The organism is Pseudomonas sp. MPFS (assembly GCF_022537035.1).
GTDB classification, from domain to species: Bacteria; Pseudomonadota; Gammaproteobacteria; order Pseudomonadales; family Pseudomonadaceae; genus Aquipseudomonas; species Aquipseudomonas sessilinigenes.
In genome coordinates, this window is the sequence record NZ_CP066123.1 from 4,120,113 (window position 1) to 4,139,729 (window position 19,617).

Here is a 19,617-nt window from a genome sequence, read left to right on the forward strand (position 1 = left end):
TCAGAGGCTGGCATCGACCATGCCATGACGAACGGCCAGCAGCGTCAGCTCCACATCGCTACTGATCGAGAGCTTCTCGAAAATCCGATAGCGATAGGTGTTCACGGTTTTCGGCGACAGGCATAGCTTGTCGGAAATGATCTGCACCTTCTGGCAGCCGACGATCATCAGCGCAATCTGGATTTCCCGCTCCGACAGGGCATCGAATGGCGAATCACTGGACGGTTGAAATGACTTGAACACCAACTGCTGGGCGATCTGCGGGCTGATATAGCGCTGACCGGCAAAGACCAGGCGAATGGCCTGGACCATTTCGTTGAGGCCCGCGCCCTTGGTCAAGTATCCCGCTGCGCCCGCTTGCAGCAGCCGGGTAGGAAATGGATCTTCCTCGCAGACGGTTACCGCCACGACCTTGATGTCCGGATGACTGCGCAACAACTTGCGCGTAGCTTCAAGACCGCCGATCCCGGGCATCTTCACGTCCATCAGCACTACATCGGGCTTCAATTCCCGCGCCTTGAGCAGGGATTCCTCTCCCGACTCCGCCTGCCCGACTACTTGCAGGCCATCGATGTCAGCCAGCATTCGTGTAATGCCCGTACGAACGAGATCATGGTCATCGACTACTAGCACCCTAATCAAGCAGACACCTCGCGATATGGTCGTTATAGGTTGCCGGACACCTTAGCAAAAAAGCGGCGTACAAACCTAATCACAAGCGCGATTAAAACACTTCGACGAGCGATAAAAGATGTCATGCCTCCCTCGCCGGCAAATGCTCCAGTCCCTCAGGACTCGGCGGCTTGGGGCTTTTTCCTCGAGCCCTGGATCTGCGACAACTCGGCCAAGGTGGAGGTCAAGCGACAGATCGCATCCTGATCTTCCTTGAACAGGGCCCGATAACAATCAAGCACCTGTTCCTCCATCTGGCTCAACCTGCCAGCCACGACTGGCGTCCGTTCACTGGTCAGTACATAAAGAACATCCACTCCCTTTGCCGCTACCCGGGACAGATAATCTGCCTTGGGTGCGCGATCGCCACTTTCGTACTTACCCTGGGCGTTGGCTTCCACCCCGCCGATTTCACCAAAGACTCTCTGCGACAGTCCAAGGCGCTCCCGCTCCTGCCTCAACCGCAAACCGATTCCACTCATTTGGATGTATGATCCCATCAGATACACCCCAAGGGGTGTCATACTCTTCAAGCCTTGAACAAAATTGAACGGTTTTGAACTATGCCCGGTATCCGCACTGCCGCACAAGCCAAGGCCTGGCTGGAACATCAAGGAAAATCGGTTCAACAGTTCGCCCGCGAACATGGGGTTGATCCGGCCACGACCTACCAGGTGCTGGCAGGCCGCAAGAAAGGCAAACGAGGGGAAGCACACAAGGTTGCGGTGCTATTGGGAATGAAGGACGGCATCATTCTGGATGAAGTGCCAGTGGTGGACCCGGCCCTGATCTGAGCCGGCCTGCCGTTCAGCCCGGGCGGCTGTCGCCGGCTTCGCTGGAGACCGAGCGCTCCATGCGCCAGAAGCAATCGTCGTCGCCCACCACCTGTAACCCCATGCGCTCATACAGGCGTTGTGCCGGGTTGCCCTTGAACACGGTCAGGCGCAGCAACTGCCGGCGCTCCCGACACGCCATCTCCATCATCCGCTGCAGGCTCCATGTCCCAGCCCCCTGCCCGCGCCAGGCCGGCAGCACATGCAACTCACGGACATAGAGCGCCCGCAGATCACGACTCAGGCTGACGAAACCCAGCGCTTGGTGGTCCTGGCAGATCAACAGGTTTTCACGACCGGCCCAGGCCACATCGAAAGCCTCGTCAAGCCAGAGCAGGTCATGGCGGATGTAATAACCCAGCATTGTGGAGCGGGTCAGCTCCCGGGCAAATACCAGGTCCGTCTCGGCGGCCGGACGCAGTTCGAATCGGCTCATCGCTCGAGCGGCAGCACTTCGGCCTGCCACCGCCCGGCCTCGCCACGAACGATCAGCAATGCCTCGCCAGTCCCCTCCACCGCCGCCAACAGCTCCCCCTTGGGGCCCCAGGCCGCACTGCGCCCAGCACAGGTCCAGCCGCCACTGGGGCCACCATGATTGGCCATCAGCACCAGTAGTCCATGCTCCCCGGCATAGCCTTGCAGCAGTGCGCTGTCGACGGCATAGCCGCCCTCGCTGATCAGCACGCCCGCAGCATAGACATCGGCCCCAGCCTGCGCTGCCGCCTGCACATGGCTGGCATGGCTGAAGTCTGCACAAACCGCCAGGGCAACCTGGTGCTCGGCAAATGCCAAGGGAGCCCCACCCCTGCCTGCGGCAAAAGCGCGCTCCTCCCCGGGATGCAGGTGCTGCTTGCTATAGACCGCCAGCGAACCGTCAGCCCCCAGTACCAGCGCACCGATCAGTACCGGCCCGCCATCGACCAGGCGAATCGGCATCCCCACCACCGTAGTCATGTGCAGCTCCCGAGCCAGGTCGCGCACCGGTTGCAGTACCGGCGAATCCGGAGCCACCGCCAGCTCGGCCGCCAGTTGCGGCTCATAACCGGTGAGCGACAGCTCGGGGAACACCAGCAACTGCACGCCCTGCTGCGCCGCCAGGCACATCAAGCGCTGGTGTCCGGAGAGGTTGGCCGGCAGGTCGCCAGCAATGGACACCGATTGGGCAGCGGCAAGGGTCAGCAAGGTCATGGACAGTCCTTTTTCGAGCAGCGACGGGGGTAACCAGGCAGGTGCCGCGAGTGTCGCACAAAACCCCCAGTGGATTAATCCATAGTCGCAAGTCTCCCTGCGCCATAGAAATTACTGATTGAATCGCCGCCCCAGCCTCTAGTAAGCTCGCTGCACTTCACGGAGAAACCCCATGTTGTCCCAGACCCTTTCCCTGCATCGCCACACCGCCTGCGCACTGCGCTCGGTTGCGGCTGCCTGGGTCACTGGCAGCGCGGCGGCGAGCTTTTATTTTGGGTATTGGTTTAGCCACTGGCGCGCCTGATACCCAACCGGCGCCCATAAAAACGGGTCGCCCACCAGAGAATTCTCAACCCCCGGTCGGCCTCCCGACCGGGGGTTTTGTTTTTCCGGGGCTTGGATTTTCAACCACGATTTTTTGCGACACACCGAACTTACCGAGGATTGCACCATGAACTACGCCACCTATTACCGTTACGACATGTTTTCCACCTGGCGATTTAGCAGCCTCCGCTCGGGACAGCCTGCCGCCTCCGATCGGTCACCTACCGGTGGCAATTGCACACTCATGGCCAGTACGGCCAATTGTCGAACACCCCAGTAGGGCCGCGCGCGGGACATCACCCGCCGCCCGCCCAGGAAGACCGCACATGAATTCGTCCGTATCCGCTCTGTCCCTGTCCGCTCAAGCCAGCGCCAACGAACCCCTGACCCAGCGCCTGCCCAGTTCCCTGGAACTCAAGCAGCACCTGCCGCTATCCACGGCCCTGAGCCAGCAAGTCAGCACCCATCGCCAAGCCATCCGCGCCATCCTCCAAGGCCAGGACCCACGCCTTCTGGTAGTGGTCGGCCCCTGCTCCATCCACGATCCGCAATCGGCCCTGGAATATGCCGCCAACCTGGCCCAGCTGTCCGCGCAAGTGAGCGACCAGATGCTCCTGGTGATGCGCGCCTACGTGGAAAAACCCCGTACCACCGTCGGCTGGAAAGGCCTGGCCTACGATCCGCACCTGGACGGCAGCGATGACATGGCCGGTGGCCTGGCCCTGTCACGGGAGCTGATGCGCGAGATGCTGCGCCTGGGCCTGCCGATCGCCACCGAGCTGCTGCAACCCATGGCCGCTGGCTACTTCGACGACCTCTTGAGCTGGGTCGCCATCGGCGCACGCACCACCGAATCGCAGATCCACCGGGAAATGGCCAGTGGCCTGGAGATGCCAGTGGGCTTCAAGAACGGTACCGACGGCGGCGTCGCCATCGCCTGCGACGCCATGCGCTCGGCCGCCCATCCGCACCGCCACTTCGGCGTCGACAGCCAGGGCCATCCGGCGATCATCCAGACTGCAGGCAATCCCGATACCCACCTGGTGCTGCGCGGCGGCCACCGTGGACCGAACTACGATCGCCAGAGCATCGCCCAGGTCCAGCGCGACCTGCACAAGTTGAAGATCCCGGCGCGGATCATGGTCGATTGCAGCCACGCCAACAGCGGCAAGGACCCCGCGCGCCAGCCGGCAGTGTTCAACGACGTGCTTGAGCAGCGCCTGCAAGGCGACGCCTCGCTGATGGGCGTGATGCTCGAAAGCCATCTGTTCGAAGGCTGCCAACCGCTGAGCGGCAACCTGCGCTACGGCGTCTCGATCACCGACGGCTGCCTGGGCTGGGACACCACCGAGCAACTACTGGGCAACGCCGCCCAGCAACTGCGGGCACAGGCCGCTAGCGCCTGAGCATCCGCGCAGCCACTGTCGCGAACGGCGACAGTGGCTGCGGACGGCTTCGAGCGTCAAACCGGCGGTCGTGGCGGTAACGGCTTGAAGGAACTTTGACAGGAAATGGCCACCTGATTCCGGTAGTCTCTGCACTTTCTTGAAAGGAGCAATTCCCATGGCCAAAGCCACTGCCCGTCACATCCTGGTTGCCAGCGAAGCCAAGTGCAACGAACTCAAAGCCGAAATCGAAGCCGGCGCCGACTTCGCCGACGTGGCGAAGCAGCACTCCACCTGCCCTTCCAGCCGCGACGGCGGCAACCTGGGCTCTTTCGGCCCAGGCCAGATGGTCAAGGAATTCGACACCGTGGTATTCAGCGCCCCGGTCAATGTCGTGCAAGGCCCGGTGAAGACCCAGTTCGGTTATCACCTGCTGGAAGTCACCAGCCGCCAGGACTGATCATCAGCCCGGCGTTCGTTCCAACGGCCTGCCTCTCGGCGGGCCGTTGTCTTTATGAAACCTGTACGCACCAAGACAGATGCGGCTGGCCAGTCACGCGCCGCTAGCGTAAAAATCGTGGTCAACGATCACCCGGCTCTTAAGGCTGACAATGCGACTGCTTTCCCCTACCGTACTGTTCATCGCCCTGCTGCTGGGCGCCACAGGTGCCCAAGCGGCACCGCAACATGCCATGACCGTCTACGGCGAACCCGCCAAGTATCCCCAGGGTTTCAGCCACTTCGACTACGTCGATCCCCAGGCCCCCAAAGGCGGGACCTTGCGCCGCTCGGCCATCGAGATCGGCCGCTTCGACCACGTCCTGCCCTATATCGACAAGGGCATCGGCGTATCCCAGCTGGACGGCCTGGTGTATGCCCCCCTGGCCCTGCGCTCCCTGGATGAACCCTACACCGTCTATGGCCTGGTGGCCGAGAAGATGGAGCGCGCCGAGGACGGCCTGTGGCTGCGCTTCTACCTCAATCCCAAGGCCCGTTTCGCCGATGACACGCCGATCACCGCCGAAGACGTGCGCTACAGCTACGACCTGCTGATGACCCAGGGCAGCATGCGTTATCGCACCCAGTTCGCCGATGTCAGCGGCGTCACCGTGGAGTCGCCACGGGTGATCCGCTTCGACTTCAAGAACAACGAGAACCGTACCCTGCCCCTGGATATCGCGACCCTGCCGGTGTTTCCCGAACACTGGTGGAAGAGTCGCGACTTCGCTGGCGGTGGCGGCTATGAAGCGCCCCTGGGCAGCGGCCCCTATCGCGTGGGCAAGGTGGACTCGGGCAACAGCATCACCTTCATCCGCAACCCCGACTGGTGGGGCAAGGACCTGCCGGTCAGCCGCGGCCTGTACAACTTCGATCATTTGAGCGTCGAGTACTTCGGCGACATCGACGTCGCCCGCCAAGTGCTGCGCGGCGGGGCCTACGACTACAACCGCGAGTTCTCCGCCACCGGTTACTCCATCGGCTACGACAGCCCGGCCCTGACCGACGGGCGCCTGCAGAAGGCCCATCTGGCCCAGGCCGCACCGCAACCGGCCCAGGGCTACGTATTCAACCTCGACCGCCCGGTGTTCCAGGATCGTCGCACCCGCCAGGCCCTGGCCATGCTCTGGGACTTCGAGTGGAGCAACCGGCAGATGATGCGCAACCTGTACATCCGCCAGCAGAGCTTCTTCTCCAACACCCCGCTGGCGGCCCGCAACCTGCCGGACGCCGAGGAGTTGAAGATCCTCGAGCCATTGCGCGGGCAGATTCCCGACGAGGTCTTCACCCAGGTGTTCGAAGCACCGAAGACCGACGGCAGTGGCGTACTGCGCGACAAGCAATTGCAGGCCCTGTCCCTGCTGGAACAAGCCGGCTGGAAGCCTGAGGGCGACAAACTGGTCAATGCCCAGGGCGAGCCCCTGGCGTTCACTTTCCTGATCACCCAGGGCTCCATCGAACGCCTGTTGCTGCCCTACAAGCGCAACCTGGCCCAGATCGGCATCACCCTGAACATCCGCCGCATCGATTCGGCGCAGTACGTCAACCGGCTGATGGCCCGCGACTACGACATGATCGTCACCGGCTACCCGGTGTCCACCTCGCCCGGGCTGGAGCTTTACAACTACTATGGTTCCGCTGCCGCCAACGACCCGGGCTCGAACAACCTCATGGTGCTCAAGAACCCGGCGGTGGACACCCTGGTCAACGGCCTGGTCAAGGCCACAAGCCAGCCGCAAATGCTGCGCTACGCCCATGCCCTGGACCGGGTGCTGCAATGGAACTACTACTGGATCGCCAACTACTACCCACCCGGCACCTCCACCGTCTGGTGGAACCGTTTCGGCAGGCCCAAGGTGCCGGCCAGCAACGACGAAGCCATCGAAACCTGGTGGGAAGTCAGCCCCACCCCGCTGACCAATGAACAGATGGCCGCCGAGCTCGCGCGCCGTAACAAACCCGGAGCACGCCCCTGATGCCGGCCTATATCCTGCGGCGCTTGCTGCTGATCATCCCGACCCTGCTGATCATCCTTCTGGTGAACTTCGTGATCGTCCAGGCTGCTCCCGGCGGCCCGGTGGAACAGGCCATCGCCCGCTTGCAGGGCATTGGCGGCGGCGGTGTCGGTGGCTCCGCCGACGCCATGAGCAGTGGCGGCTCGCGAGCCAGCCGCGGCCTGGACCCCAAGCTGATCCAGGACATCGAGAAACAGTACGGTTTCGACAAGCCGGCCCATGAACGCCTGTGGCTGATGCTCAAGAACTACGCCCAGCTGGACTTCGGCAAGAGCTTCTTCCGTGGTGCCACGGTCACCGACCTGATCCTGGAAAAGATGCCGGTGACCATCTCCCTGGGGCTGTGGGCGACCCTGATCACCTACCTGGTGTCGATCCCCCTGGGGATTCGCAAGGCGGTGCGCCATGGCAGCCACTTCGATGTCTGGAGCAGCACCGCGATCATCATCGGCTACGCCATGCCGGCCTTCCTGTTCGCCATGTTCCTGATCGTGCTGTTCGCCGGCGGGACCTCGCTGAACTGGTTCCCGGTGCGCGGCCTGGTCTCGGACGATTTCGACCAGCTGAGCACCCTGGGCAAGATCGCCGACTACTTCTGGCACCTGGTGCTGCCGGTCAGCTCCCTGGTGATCGGCGGCTTCGCTACCCTGACCATCCTCACCAAGAACAGCTTCCTCAACGAAATTACCCGCCAGTACGTAGTCACCGCCCGGGCCAAGGGCCTGAGCGAACGCCGGGTGCTGTACGGCCATGTGTTTCGCAACGCCATGCTGCTGGTGGTCTCGGGCATTCCCCAGGCCTTCATCAGCGTGTTCTTCGCAGGCTCGTTGCTGATCGAGGTGATCTTCTCCCTCGATGGCCTGGGACGCATGAGCTACGAGGCCGCGGTCTCCCGGGACTATCCGGTGGTATTCGGCTCGCTGTTCATCTTCACCCTGTTCGGGCTCTTGATAAAACTCATCGGCGACCTGTGCTACACCCTGGTCGACCCGCGCATCGACTTCGCCGCGAGGAACGCCTGATGCTCAAGCTTTCCCCTTTGGCGCGCCGACGCCTTGACCGTTTCAAGCAGAACCGCCGGGGCTGGTGGTCGCTGTGGCTGTTCATCGGCTTGTTCATCCTGACCCTGGGCGGCGAGCTGATCGCCAACGACAAGCCGCTGGTGCTGAGCTACCAGGGTTCGCTGTACTTCCCGGTGTTCAAGCGCTACACCGAGCAGGAGTTCGGCGGCCAGTTGCCGTTCCAGGCCGACTACCGCAGCGACTACGTGCAGCAGCTGATCCGCAAGGACGGCGGCTGGCTGCTGTTCCCACCCATCCCCTTCAGCGAAGACACGCCCAACTACGACCTGACCCGACCGGCCCCCAGCCCGCCCACGGCGACCAACTGGCTGGGCACCGACGACCAGGCCCGGGACGTCCTCGCGCGGGTGATCTACGGCGCCCGGGTGTCGATCCTGTTCGCCCTGGCCCTGACCGCCATCAGCGCCCTGGTCGGCATTGCCGCCGGCGCACTGCAAGGCTACTACGGCGGCTGGGTCGACCTCTTGGGCCAGCGCCTGCTGGAAGTCTGGTCGGGGCTGCCGGTGCTGTACCTCTTGATCATCCTCTCGGGGTTCGTCGAACCGAACTTCTGGTGGCTGCTGGGGATCATGGCGCTGTTCTCCTGGCTGGCCCTGGTGGACGTGGTACGCGCCGAATTCCTGCGTGGGCGCAACCTGGAATACGTCAAGGCCGCCAGGGCCCTGGGCCTGAGCGATCGCAAGGTGATCCTGCGGCACATCCTGCCCAACGCCATGAACGCCACCCTGAGCTACCTGCCGTTCATCCTCACCGGCGCCATCTCGACCCTCACCGCCCTGGACTTCCTCGGCTTCGGCATGCCCGCCGGCAGCGCTTCCCTGGGCGAGTTGATCGGCCAGGGCAAGCAGAACCTGCAGGCGCCATGGCTGGGGCTGACGGCGTTCTTCGCCCTGGCGCTGATCCTCTCGCTGCTGGTGTTCATCGGCGAGGCGCTGCGCGATGCCTTTGATCCCCGATCTTGAAGCGGACTGTAGAAATGACTGAAAACCTGATCGAAATCCGCCAACTCAATGTGGCCTTCGGCGGCCGCCCGGCGGTCCGCGACCTGTGCCTGGACATCCGTCCCGGCGAGTGCCTGGCGCTGGTGGGCGAGTCCGGCTCGGGCAAATCGGTGACGGCCCACTCGATCCTGCAACTGCTGCCCCAGACCGGCTGCAGCAGTAGCGGCAGCGTGCGTTACCGCGGCCAGGAGCTGATCGGAGCCGACAGCGCCACCCTGCAAAAGCTGCGGGGCAACCGCATCGCCATGATCTTCCAGGAGCCCATGACCTCGCTGAACCCGCTGCACAGTATCGAGAAGCAGATCGGCGAAACCCTGCTGCTGCATCGCGGCCTGGGCGGCAAGGCGGCCCAGGCACGCATCCTCGAACTGCTGGAACTGGTGGGCATCCAGAAACCCCGGGAACGGCTCAAGGCCTACCCACATCAGCTGTCCGGCGGCCAGCGCCAACGGGTGATGATCGCCATGGCCCTGGCCTGCGAACCGGAGCTGTTGATCGCCGACGAACCCACCACCGCCCTGGACGTCACCGTACAGCGCAAGATCCTGCTGTTGCTCAAGTCCTTGCAGCAACGCTTGGGCATGTCTCTGCTGCTGATCAGCCACGACCTCAACCTGGTACGGCGCATCGCCCAGCGCGTGTGCGTGATGAAGTCCGGGGAAATCGTCGAGCAGGCCGATTGCGACACCCTGTTCAACGCTCCGCAGCACCCCTATAGCTGCGAGTTGCTGCATGCCGAACCCGAGGGCCTGCCACTGTGCCGCGACACCCGCGACACCCGCGACACCGTGCTGGAGGTGGACAATCTCTGCGTCGAATTCCAGGTCGGCGGCGGCCTGCTGAGGCGCAAACAGTACCTGCGGGCGGTGGACGGCATCAGCCTGCGAGTGCAGCAGGGCAAGACCCTGGGCATCGTTGGCGAATCCGGCTCGGGCAAGTCGACCCTGGGCCAGGCGATCCTGCGGCTGCTGGATTCCCAAGGTGGCATCCGCTTCCAGGGCCAGGCCCTGGACGGGCTCAACCAGAAACAGCTGCGGCCCTGGCGCAAGCAGATGCAGGTGGTGTTCCAGGATCCCTTCGGCAGCCTCAGCCCGCGCATGTCGGTGGCGCAGATCATCAGCGAGGGGCTGGAAGTGCACAGCCAGTACGATGCCCACCAGTGCGACGAGCAAGTGATCCGCGCCCTGGAGGAAGTCGGCCTCGACCCGGAAAGCCGCCATCGCTATCCCCACGAATTCTCCGGCGGCCAGCGCCAGCGCATCGCCATCGCCCGGGCCCTGGTGCTCAAGCCGGCGCTGATCCTGCTGGACGAACCCACTTCGGCCCTGGATCGCACGGTGCAAAAACAAGTGGTGACCCTGTTGCGCCAGCTCCAGGAGAAGTACGGCCTGACCTACCTGTTCATCAGCCACGACCTGGCGGTGGTCCGCGCCCTGGCCCACGACATGATCGTGATCAAGGACGGCCAGGTAGTGGAAAGCGGCGCCAGCCACCAGGTATTCGCAGCCCCGCAGCACCCCTACACCCGGGAACTGCTGGCCGCCGCCCAACCCGGCTAAACCTCCGGCAATCCACGCCCCACCCCGTTCGCGCCCGCTATGCGCCCATGCGCAGCCTGCGACAGCGGCTACACCAAGCATCGCCCCTGTAGCCGCTACCGAGCCTGCGAGGCTGCGGCAAGGTCCGCAGGACCTTGCCGCAATCTCCAGCCACCCCTTCCCTGGTCGCGCCCGGGAGGGGATTGTCGGCATAATCGGCGCCGCCAGCCCCAGGACCGCAGCCCATGAACGACAGCGAAAACCTCAAGGACTACCAGCGTGTGCGCCAACTGGCGATCCGCTCGCTGTTCGAGATCATCGAGCAATCCAGCGAAGGCACGGTGATCGTCGACCGCGACGCCAATATCGTCTGGATGAACGAGCGCTATGCCCGGCGTTTCGGCCTGGAGTCGGCGACATTCGCCATCGGCAAGCCCTGCGAGAGCGTGATCCCCGGCAGCCTGCTGCGTGAAGTGGTGCGCACCGGCCGGCCGATCCTGCTGGACATGCAGGACACCCCCAAGGAACCGCTGGTGGTCATGCGCCTGCCGATCCACGATGCCGCGGGCCTGGTGATCGGCGCCATCGGTTTTGCCCTGTACGACGAGCTGCGCAGCCTCTCGCCGATGCTCAAGCGCTACCTGAGCATGCAGGAAGAACTGGCCTCCACCCGCTCGCTGCTGCGGGCCCGGCAGACCAAGTACAACTTCGCCCATTTCATCGGCACCAGCAGCGCCAGCCTGGAGGTCAAGCGCCGGGCCCGGCGCGGCGCCAGCACTGAGTCGCCGGTGTTGCTGCAAGGCGAGACCGGCACCGGCAAGGAGCTGCTGGCCCAGGCCATCCACGCCGCCTCGCCACGGGCGCACAAGCCCTTCGTCAGCATCAACAGCGCGGCGATTCCCGATGCCCTGCTGGAAGCGGAGTTCTTCGGCACCGCCCCCGGCGCCTTCACCGGCGCCGACCGCAAGGGGCGCGCCGGCAAGCTGCAGATCGCCCAGGGCGGCAGCCTGTTCCTCGACGAAATCGGCGACATGCCGCTGCCCCTGCAGAGCAAGCTGCTGCGGGTGCTGCAGGAAAAGGAGTTCGAGCCGGTGGGCTCCAACGAGGTGATCCACAGCGATGTGCGGATCATTGCCGCCACCTCCACCGACCTGGAGGCGGCGATCAAGCGCGGAGAATTCCGCGCCGACCTGTATTACCGCCTCAATGTACTGCCGATCCAGGTGCCGGCCCTGCGCGAGCGCCTGGACGACCTGCCGGCGCTGAGCGAAGGCATCCTCGAAGAACTGCGCAGCCAGCACGAGCTGACACCCGAGGCCCTGGCGCTGCTGGGCCAGCACGCCTGGCCGGGGAACATCCGCGAACTGCGCAACGTGCTGGAGCGCGCGGCGTTGCTCAGCGACGACCTGCTGCTCGGTGCCGGGGATATTCGGGCGGCGATTGGCAACTTCAACCCACTGCCGCCCACGGCCATCGCCGCGTCCGCCGAGGCGTTGCCCCATGAAACCTTTGCCGCGGCGCGTGAGCGTTTCGACCGTCAGTTGATCGAGACGACCCTGGCGCAATGCGCCGGCAAAGTGGACCAAGCGGCCCGGCGCCTCGGCCTGGGCCGCTCGACGCTGTACAAGAAAATGGCAGCCCTGGGCATCGCTGAGTCTCAATAAAGAGACACATATCTCCATTTGGAGAAATAGCCAGCGCTTCGCGCTGATCGCGGGAAAGACCCATCCTTACAGAGACGTGCGTGGCTTTTGTAGGAGCGAGGCTTGCCCGCGATAGCACCCTCAGGCCCGAGAAAAGTCTCAAAATAGAGACAAAATTCCCTGCCGCCACTTAATAAATATAAAAACTCTTTATATTTCAATAACTTGTAAAAATGGCACAAAACTCGCTATAGCCCCTCTCCACACGCGGTACCCACAACAAGAACAATCCTGGAGAGACACACCATGAGTGTGATCATTGCCCTGGCAGCCCTGGCGCTGCTGATGCTGGCCGCCTACCGTGGCTACAGCGTCATCCTGTTTGCCCCCATCGCCGCCCTCGGCGCCGTCCTGCTCACCGACCCATCCGCCGTAGCGCCTGCCTTCACCGGGGTGTTCATGGAAAAGATGGTGGGTTTCATCAAGCTGTACTTCCCGGTGTTCCTGCTGGGTGCGGTGTTCGGCAAGCTGATCGAGTTGTCGGGGTTCTCCCGCTCCATCGTCGCCGCCGCCATCCGCCTGTTGGGCACCCGCCAGGCGATGCTGGTGATCGTGCTGGTCTGCGCCCTGCTGACCTACGGTGGCGTGTCGTTGTTCGTGGTGGTGTTCGCGGTCTACCCGTTCGCCGCCGAGATGTTCCGCCAGAGCGACATCCCCAAGCGCCTGATCCCGGCGACCATTGCCCTGGGGGCGTTCTCCTTCACCATGGACGCCCTGCCCGGCACCCCGCAGATCCAGAACATCATCCCCAGCACCTTCTTCAACACCACCGCCTGGGCCGCGCCCTGGCTGGGGCTGATCGGCACCCTGTTCGTATTCTGCGCCGGCATGCTGTTCCTCCAGCGCCAACGCAGCAAGGCGCAAAAGGCCGGTGAAGGCTACGGCAGCAACCTGCGCAACGAACCGGAGACCGCTGCCGACCTCAAGCTGCCCAACCCCTGGGTGGCCCTGTCGCCGCTGTTGCTGGTAGGGGTCATGAACCTGCTGTTCACCCACTGGATCCCCCAGTGGTATGGCAAGACCCACAGCCTGGCCCTGCCGGGCATGGCGGCGCCGGTGACCACCGAGATCGCCAAGCTCACCGCCATCTGGGCGGTACAGGCCGCCTTACTGGTGGGCATCCTGATGGTGCTGGCATGTGGCTTCGGCGCCATTCGCAGCAAGCTCGCCGAAGGCAGCAAGAGCGCGGTCAGCGGCGCCTTGCTGGCGGCCATGAACACCGCCTCGGAGTATGGCTTCGGCGCGGTGATCGCGTCCCTGCCGGGGTTCCTGGTGCTGGCCGACTGGCTCAAGAGCATCCCCAACCCGCTGGTCAACGAGGCCATCACCGTGACCCTGCTGGCGGGCATCACCGGCTCCGCCTCGGGCGGCATGAGCATCGCCCTGGCGGCCATGTCCGAGAGTTTCATCAGCGCCGCCCACGCCGCCAACATTCCCTTGGAAGTGCTGCACCGGGTGGCCGCCATGGCCAGCGGCGGCATGGACACCCTGCCCCACAACGGCGCGGTGATCACTCTGCTGGCGGTCACCGGGCTGACCCACCGCGAGGCCTACAAGGACATTTTCTGCATTACCCTGATCAAGACCCTGGCGGTCTTCGTCGTCATCGCCACTTTCTACGCCACTGGCATCGTGTGAGGTATTCATGACCACTCTTTCTGGCAAGACCGCCCTGGTCACCGGTTCCACCAGCGGTATTGGCCTGGGTATCGCCCAGGTCCTGGCCCGGGCCGGAGCCAACCTGATTCTCAACGGCTTCGGCGACGCCTCCCAGGCTATCGCCGAGGTTCGGCAGCACGGCGTCAAGGTTGGCCACCACCCGGCGGACGTCAGCGACCCGGCGCAGATCGCCGAGATGTTCGCCTATGCCGAACGCGAGTTCGGTGGCGTCGACATCCTGGTGAACAACGCCGGCATCCAGCACGTGGCCACCGTCGAGGCATTTCCGGTGGAACGCTGGGACGCGATCATCGCCATCAACCTGTCGGCGGTGTTCCACAGCACCCGCCTGGGGCTGCCGGGCATGCGCGCCAAGGGCTGGGGGCGGATCGTCAACGTCGCCTCGGTGCACGGCCAGGTGGGTTCGGTGGGCAAGGCCGCCTATGTCGCGGCCAAGCACGGGGTGATCGGCCTGACCAAGGTGGTGGGCCTGGAGACCGCCACCAGCAACGTCACCTGCAACGCCATCTGCCCGGGTTGGGTGCTGACCCCGCTGGTGCAGAAGCAGATCGACGACCGCGCGGCCAGCGGCATCGACCCGCAACAGGCGCGCCACGACCTGCTGGCGGAAAAGCAGCCCTCCCTGGAGTTCGTCACCCCGGCGCAGCTGGGCGAGCTGGTGCTATTTTTGTGCAGTGATGCCGCAGCCCAGGTCCGCGGTGCGGCCTGGAACATCGATGGCGGCTGGCTGGCGCAATAACGGCAGCGGCAAGCTGTAAGCGGTGAGCCGCCAGCAACAGCAGATCAGAAGAACAACAAGAGAGCCCTTGCATGTCCGACATACTCTGGCAACCCAGCGCCGAGCGCATTGGCAAGACGCGCATCGACGCCTTCCGCCGCTTCATCAACCAGCGCCACGGCCTGGACATCGGCGACTACCCCGGCCTGCACCAGTGGAGCATCGACCAGCGCGAAGCCTTCTGGCAGGCCATCGTCGACTTCTTCGAGGTCAGCTTCCACCAAGGCGCCGAATGCGTGCTGCGCGAAGGGCCGCAGATGCCCAGCGCCCAGTGGTTTCCCGGGGCCACCCTGAACTTCGCCGAACACCTGCTCAAGCGCCGCGACGACAGTGTGGCGGTGGTCGCGATCGCCGAAGACGGCCAGCGCCAGCAACTGACCTACGCCGAGCTGGCGGCCCAGGTCGCCGGCCTGCAAGCCAGCCTGCGGGCCATCGGGGTCGGCCTGGGCGACCGGGTGGCGGCCTGCATGCCCAATACCTGGCAGACCCTGGTGGGCATGCTCGCCACCACCAGCCTGGGTGCGGTGTGGTCCAGTTGCTCGCCGGACTTCGGCACCCAGGGCGTGATCGACCGTTTCGGCCAGATCGAACCCAAGGTGCTGATCACCTGTGCCGGCTACCGCTACGCCGGCAAGGATGTGGACCAGGGTGAAAAGATCGACCAGATCCTCCAGCGCCTGCCCTCCCTGGAACAACTGCTGATCGTGCCCGGCACCCGGCCCCAGGCCCGCGCCGAGGACTACCGGACCCAGGCCCGGGTCAGCCTGTGGCAGGACTTCTACCGGAGCGGCGGCGACCCCGTGTTCGTCGCGGTGCCCTTCGCCCACCCGCTGTACATCCTCTACTCCAGCGGCACCACCGGGGTGCCCAAGTGCATCGTCCATGGCACCGGCGGGGTGCTGTTGCAGCACCTCAAGGAACACGGCCTGCACGCCGACCTCGGCCCCGGCCAGCGGCTGTTCTACTACACCACCTGCGGCTGGATGATGTGGAACTGGCTGGTCTCGACCCTGGCCACCGGCGCCAGCCTGGTGCTCTACGACGGCTCGCCGTTCCACCCCCATAACGAGCGCCTGATCGACCTGATCGACAGCGAAGCGATCAACGCCTTCGGCACCAGCCCCAAGTACCTGGCCGCCCTGGAGAAAGCCGGTAGCCGGCCACGCCTGAGCCACCGCCTCGACAGCCTCAAGACCCTGCTGTGCACTGGCTCGCCGCTGTCGCCCCAGAGCTACGACTACGTGTATCGGCAGATCAAGGCCGACTTGTGCCTGGCCTCGATGTCCGGCGGCACCGATATCGTCGCCTGCTTCGTCGCCGGCAACCCGGTGCAAGCGGTGCGCCGTGGCGAGATGCAGGGCAAGGGCCTGGGCATGGCCATCGAAGTCTGGAACGACCAGGGCCAGCCGGTGCTCGGCGAGAAAGGCGAACTGGTCTGCACCCGGCACTTCCCGAGCATTCCGGTGGGGTTGTGGAACGATCCGGACCAGAGCCGGCTGCGCGACTCCTACTTCAAGTTGTTTCCCGGGGTCTGGGCCCAGGGCGACTACGCCGAACAACTGGCCGATGGCGGCTGGCTGATCCACGGTCGTTCGGACGCGGTGCTCAACCCCGGCGGCGTGCGCATCGGCACTGCGGAGATCTACCGCCAGGTGGAGAAGCTCGAACAAGTGCTGGAGAGCCTGGCCATCGGCCAGAGCTGGGAGCAGGACGTGCGGGTGGTGCTGTTCGTGCGCCTGCAGGAGGGCGTGGCGCTGGACGACGCCCTGCGCGAGCGCATCCGCCAGGTGATCCGCAGCAACACCACGCCACGTCATGTGCCGGCCAGGATCCTTGCGGTGACCGACATCCCCCGGACCATCAGCGGCAAGATCGTCGAGCTCGCAGTGCGTAATGTGGTCCATGGCCTGCCGGTGAAGAATACCGACGCCCTGGCCAACCCCGAGGCCCTGGAACAGTTCCGCGACCGCGAGGAACTGCGCAGCTGATGCACCGCACCGACCGCTCCTGCGGCCGCTGCGCGCCCGTGCGCAGCCTCGCAGGCTCGGCAGTGGCTACAGGCACCGCGCTGGATTGGCTGCGCTTGGTGTAGCCGCTGCCGCAGACTGCGTACGGCCCGGCACAGCCCCCCAAACCTGACTCCCCGCCGCACCTGGCACACCGCGCCAAGCGAGATCGCGGCCGCTGTGCGATGCCCGGCGCTGGTCATCGAACGCCAATGCGGGTGAAAATGACCACGCCAGAACCACCTACACTCCATCCGTTTGCATAGGCAGCACGCTTCACAAGCTGCCGGTCATTGCGCCGTACCGCAGCGCCCAGGACTCCCTCGACATGAATGGCTCCCACCACGGCAGCGAAGCCGCCACCCTGATTGCCCGCCTGGACTGGGCGAGCACGGCCCTGGGTGACTCCGGGCAATGGCCGCAGAGCCTGCGCACCGCGGTAGACATCGTGATCCATTCGCCGATGCCGATGCTGCTGCTCTGGGGTGGCGAACTGACGCAAATCTACAACGATGGCTTCGCCCTGCTGGCGGGCAACAAGCATCCCAGGGCCTTCGGCCAGCCAGCGCACCTGATCTGGCCGGAGCTGATGGATTTTACCGACCCGGTTTATCGCGCCGTGCTCAACGGCCAGGTACGCACCTTCAGCGAGCAGCGCTTCAACCTGCAGCGCACCAACGGCACCGCCTATGAGCTGTGGCTGGACCTGACCTACAGTCCGATCCGCAATGAACACGGCGATGTCGCCGGGATCCTGGTCACCGCCATCGAAACCAACGAACGCCGGCGCATCGCCCTGGAGCTCAAGCAGCGCTCCGACGACAGCCTGCGAGCCCAGCACGAGACCGAAGAACGCCTGCAACTGGCCCTGGCCGCCACCGATGCGGTGGGTACCTGGGACTGGAACATTGGCGAAGACCGCTTCATTGCCGATGCGCATTTCGCCCAACTGCACAGTGTCGACCCACTGCGCTCGCGCCAACTGCCCATCAGCGAGTACCTCAAGGGCGTGCACCCTGAAGACCGCGGCATGGTGGCCCGCAGCATCAAGCACTGCATCAGCCATGGCAGCGAATATGCCGAGGAGTACCGCCTGCAACTGGCTGATGGCCAGATGCGCTGGGTCTTTGCCCGGGGCCGCTGCTACAAGGATCACCATGGCCGGCCGACGCGCTTTCTCGGCGCGGCCCTGGACCTCACCGAGCGCAAGCAGATGGAACAGGCGCTGCGCCAGGGCCAGACCGAGTTGCAGTTGATCATCAACGCCATGCCGGCATTGATCGCCTACGTCGATCGCGAAGAGCGCTTTCGCCTGAACAACAGCGCCTACCTGGACTGGTACGGCGTGACGCCCCAGGAGCTGTACGGCAAGACCATCCGCGAGGTGGTAGGCGAAGAAATCTATGCCTCGCGAGCCGAGAAGATCGCCCTCGCCCTGTCCGGCAAGCCGTGCAGCTTCGAGGCCAATTCCCCCCATCGCGACGGTCGCCCGCGCCATGCCCTGACCCGCTACCTGCCACGCCATGGCGCCGATGGCGCAGTCAACGGGTTCTATATCTTCGTCAACGACGAGACCGAGCGCCGGCAGACCGAGGAAGCCCTGCGCAACCTCAATGAAACCCTGGAGGAGCGGGTCAATCGCCGCACCGAGGCGCTGGCCACGGCCAACCAGCGCCTGCAGAACGAGATGTTCGAGCGCGAGCGCGCCGAAGACGCCCTGCGCCATGCGCAGAAAATGGAAGCGGTGGGCCAGCTCACTGGCGGTATCGCCCATGACTTCAACAACATGCTGACCGGCATCATCGGCAGCCTGGACCTGATGCAGCGCTACATCGACAACGGCCGCAGCGACCAGATCGGCCGTTTTACCGACGCAGCCATGTCGTCGGCCAAGCGCGCGGCCTCCCTGACCCATCGCCTGCTGGCTTTCTCCCGCCGCCAGTCACTGGACCGCCGCCCCCTGGACCCGAACCAACTGGTGCGCTCGCTCAATGATCTGTTCAACCACACCAAGGGCGAGCACATCGAACTGCACTTGCAACTGGCCGATGGCATCTGGTCGGTGAATACCGACGCCAGCCAACTGGAAAACGCCCTGCTCAACCTGGTGATCAATGCTCGCGATGCCATGCCCAACGGCGGGCGGCTGCTGATCGAGACCAGCAACAGCTACCTGGACGGCAGCGACATCAGCACCCTGGAGCCCGTCAAGGCTGGCGACTACGTCATGCTCGGCGTCAGCGACAACGGCGCTGGCATGAGCCCGCGGATCCTGGCCAAGGCCTTCGACCCCTTCTTCACCACCAAGCCCATCGGCCAGGGCACGGGCCTGGGCCTGTCGATGATCTACGGCTTCGCCCAACAGTCGGGGGGACACGTGACCATCAGCAGCGAGCCGGACCAGGGCACCTGCGTGCGCCTCTACCTGCCGCGCCTGCACGCCGCGCCCCAGGAGCACAGCGAACCCGGTGCCAGCGGCGAGCCGCCCCAGGCCATTGCCGGGGAAAGCGTGGTGGTGGTCGAGGACGATCCGGCGGTGCGCATGCTGGTGCTCAATGTGCTGAGCGAACTGGGCTACCGCGCTTTCGAAGCCGAAGACGCTCGTAGCGCCCTGCCCTTGCTGGAGTCGCCGATGCGTGTCGACCTCTTGGTGACCGACGTCGGCCTGCCGGGCATGAACGGGCGGCAACTGGCAGAAATCGCCCGCCAGCATCGCCCCGGGCTCAAGGTGCTGTTCATGACCGGTTATGCGGAAAAGGCCGCCGAGCGCCAGGGCTTCCTGGAGCCGGGCATGGACTTGATGGCCAAGCCGTTTTCCATCGAGGAGCTGGCGCAGAAGATTCGCCAGATGATCGGCCGCGAGCCTGCGAATCAGGCATAATCCGCGGCCGCCGATTTCCCGCGACAAGGTTAC

At 64.6% G+C, this 19,617-nt stretch carries 16 protein-coding genes; 12 read left to right on the forward strand and 4 right to left on the reverse strand.

The annotated features are described in order from the left end of the window. Together uvrY and I9018_RS18795 are read right to left on the reverse strand one after the other, a co-directional pair. A complete protein-coding gene (gene uvrY, locus I9018_RS18790) occupies positions 1-642 on the reverse strand; it encodes a UvrY/SirA/GacA family response regulator transcription factor (RefSeq protein ID WP_011061841.1) in 642 nt (213 codons plus the stop codon). 146 nt (positions 643-788) lie between these two features. After that, positions 789-1,154, reverse strand: coding sequence for a helix-turn-helix transcriptional regulator (locus I9018_RS18795; RefSeq protein WP_068581472.1), 366 nt, complete (start codon positions 1,152-1,154; stop codon positions 789-791). Positions 1,155-1,235: 81 nt separating this feature from the next. On the opposite strand from I9018_RS18795, the gene I9018_RS18800 reads away from it, so the two are divergent. Further along, complete coding sequence (locus I9018_RS18800; RefSeq protein WP_068581210.1) at positions 1,236-1,466, forward strand: DNA-binding protein; 231 nt, start codon at positions 1,236-1,238, stop codon at positions 1,464-1,466. 13 nt (positions 1,467-1,479) lie between these two features. Here I9018_RS18800 and I9018_RS18805 read toward each other — a convergent pair whose 3' ends face one another. Beyond that, positions 1,480-1,941: a GNAT family N-acetyltransferase gene (locus I9018_RS18805; protein WP_241107181.1), complete on the reverse strand. Its 462-nt coding sequence runs from the start codon at positions 1,939-1,941 to the stop codon at positions 1,480-1,482. Beyond that, positions 1,938-2,693: a carbon-nitrogen hydrolase family protein gene (locus I9018_RS18810; RefSeq protein WP_241107182.1), complete on the reverse strand. Its 756-nt coding sequence runs from the start codon at positions 2,691-2,693 to the stop codon at positions 1,938-1,940. The genes I9018_RS18805 and I9018_RS18810 overlap by 4 nt, the downstream gene beginning before the upstream one ends. A gap of 650 nt (positions 2,694-3,343) precedes the next feature. Between I9018_RS18810 and I9018_RS18815 the strand changes: the two genes are divergently transcribed. From I9018_RS18815 to I9018_RS18865, 11 genes are all read left to right on the forward strand, one after another. Next, complete coding sequence (locus I9018_RS18815; protein ID WP_241107183.1) at positions 3,344-4,423, forward strand: 3-deoxy-7-phosphoheptulonate synthase; 1,080 nt, start codon at positions 3,344-3,346, stop codon at positions 4,421-4,423. Positions 4,424-4,580: 157 nt separating this feature from the next. Next, positions 4,581-4,862, forward strand: a complete 282-nt coding sequence (locus I9018_RS18820; RefSeq protein ID WP_068581222.1) for a peptidylprolyl isomerase — start codon at positions 4,581-4,583, stop codon at positions 4,860-4,862. Positions 4,863-5,013: 151 nt separating this feature from the next. Further along, positions 5,014-6,876, forward strand: a complete 1,863-nt coding sequence (locus I9018_RS18825; RefSeq protein WP_241107184.1) for an extracellular solute-binding protein — start codon at positions 5,014-5,016, stop codon at positions 6,874-6,876. Continuing rightward, positions 6,876-7,937, forward strand: coding sequence for a microcin C ABC transporter permease YejB (yejB, locus tag I9018_RS18830; protein WP_241107185.1), 1,062 nt, complete (start codon positions 6,876-6,878; stop codon positions 7,935-7,937). Before I9018_RS18825 ends, yejB begins: the two co-directional genes overlap by 1 nt. Beyond that, positions 7,937-8,959, forward strand: coding sequence for an ABC transporter permease (locus tag I9018_RS18835; RefSeq protein ID WP_068581232.1), 1,023 nt, complete (start codon positions 7,937-7,939; stop codon positions 8,957-8,959). The genes yejB and I9018_RS18835 overlap by 1 nt, the downstream gene beginning before the upstream one ends. A 14-nt stretch (positions 8,960-8,973) precedes the next feature. Then, complete coding sequence (locus tag I9018_RS18840; protein ID WP_241107186.1) at positions 8,974-10,557, forward strand: ABC transporter ATP-binding protein; 1,584 nt, start codon at positions 8,974-8,976, stop codon at positions 10,555-10,557. A gap of 224 nt (positions 10,558-10,781) precedes the next feature. Further along, entirely contained in the window at positions 10,782-12,200 is a 1,419-nt protein-coding gene (locus I9018_RS18845; protein WP_241107187.1) for a sigma 54-interacting transcriptional regulator, read from the forward strand. Between the two features lie 285 nt (positions 12,201-12,485). After that, a complete protein-coding gene (locus tag I9018_RS18850; RefSeq protein ID WP_241107188.1) occupies positions 12,486-13,877 on the forward strand; it encodes a GntP family permease in 1,392 nt (463 codons plus the stop codon). Between the two features lie 7 nt (positions 13,878-13,884). After that, complete coding sequence (gene hbdH / locus I9018_RS18855) at positions 13,885-14,658, forward strand: 3-hydroxybutyrate dehydrogenase (RefSeq protein ID WP_124347923.1); 774 nt, start codon at positions 13,885-13,887, stop codon at positions 14,656-14,658. A gap of 71 nt (positions 14,659-14,729) precedes the next feature. Beyond that, positions 14,730-16,685 (forward strand): acetoacetate--CoA ligase, encoded by a 1,956-nt coding sequence (locus I9018_RS18860; protein WP_241107189.1) that lies wholly within the window; start codon positions 14,730-14,732, stop codon positions 16,683-16,685. Between the two features lie 346 nt (positions 16,686-17,031). Next, positions 17,032-19,584 (forward strand): PAS domain-containing sensor histidine kinase, encoded by a 2,553-nt coding sequence (locus I9018_RS18865; RefSeq protein ID WP_068581246.1) that lies wholly within the window; start codon positions 17,032-17,034, stop codon positions 19,582-19,584. Positions 19,585-19,617 lie beyond the last annotated feature (33 nt).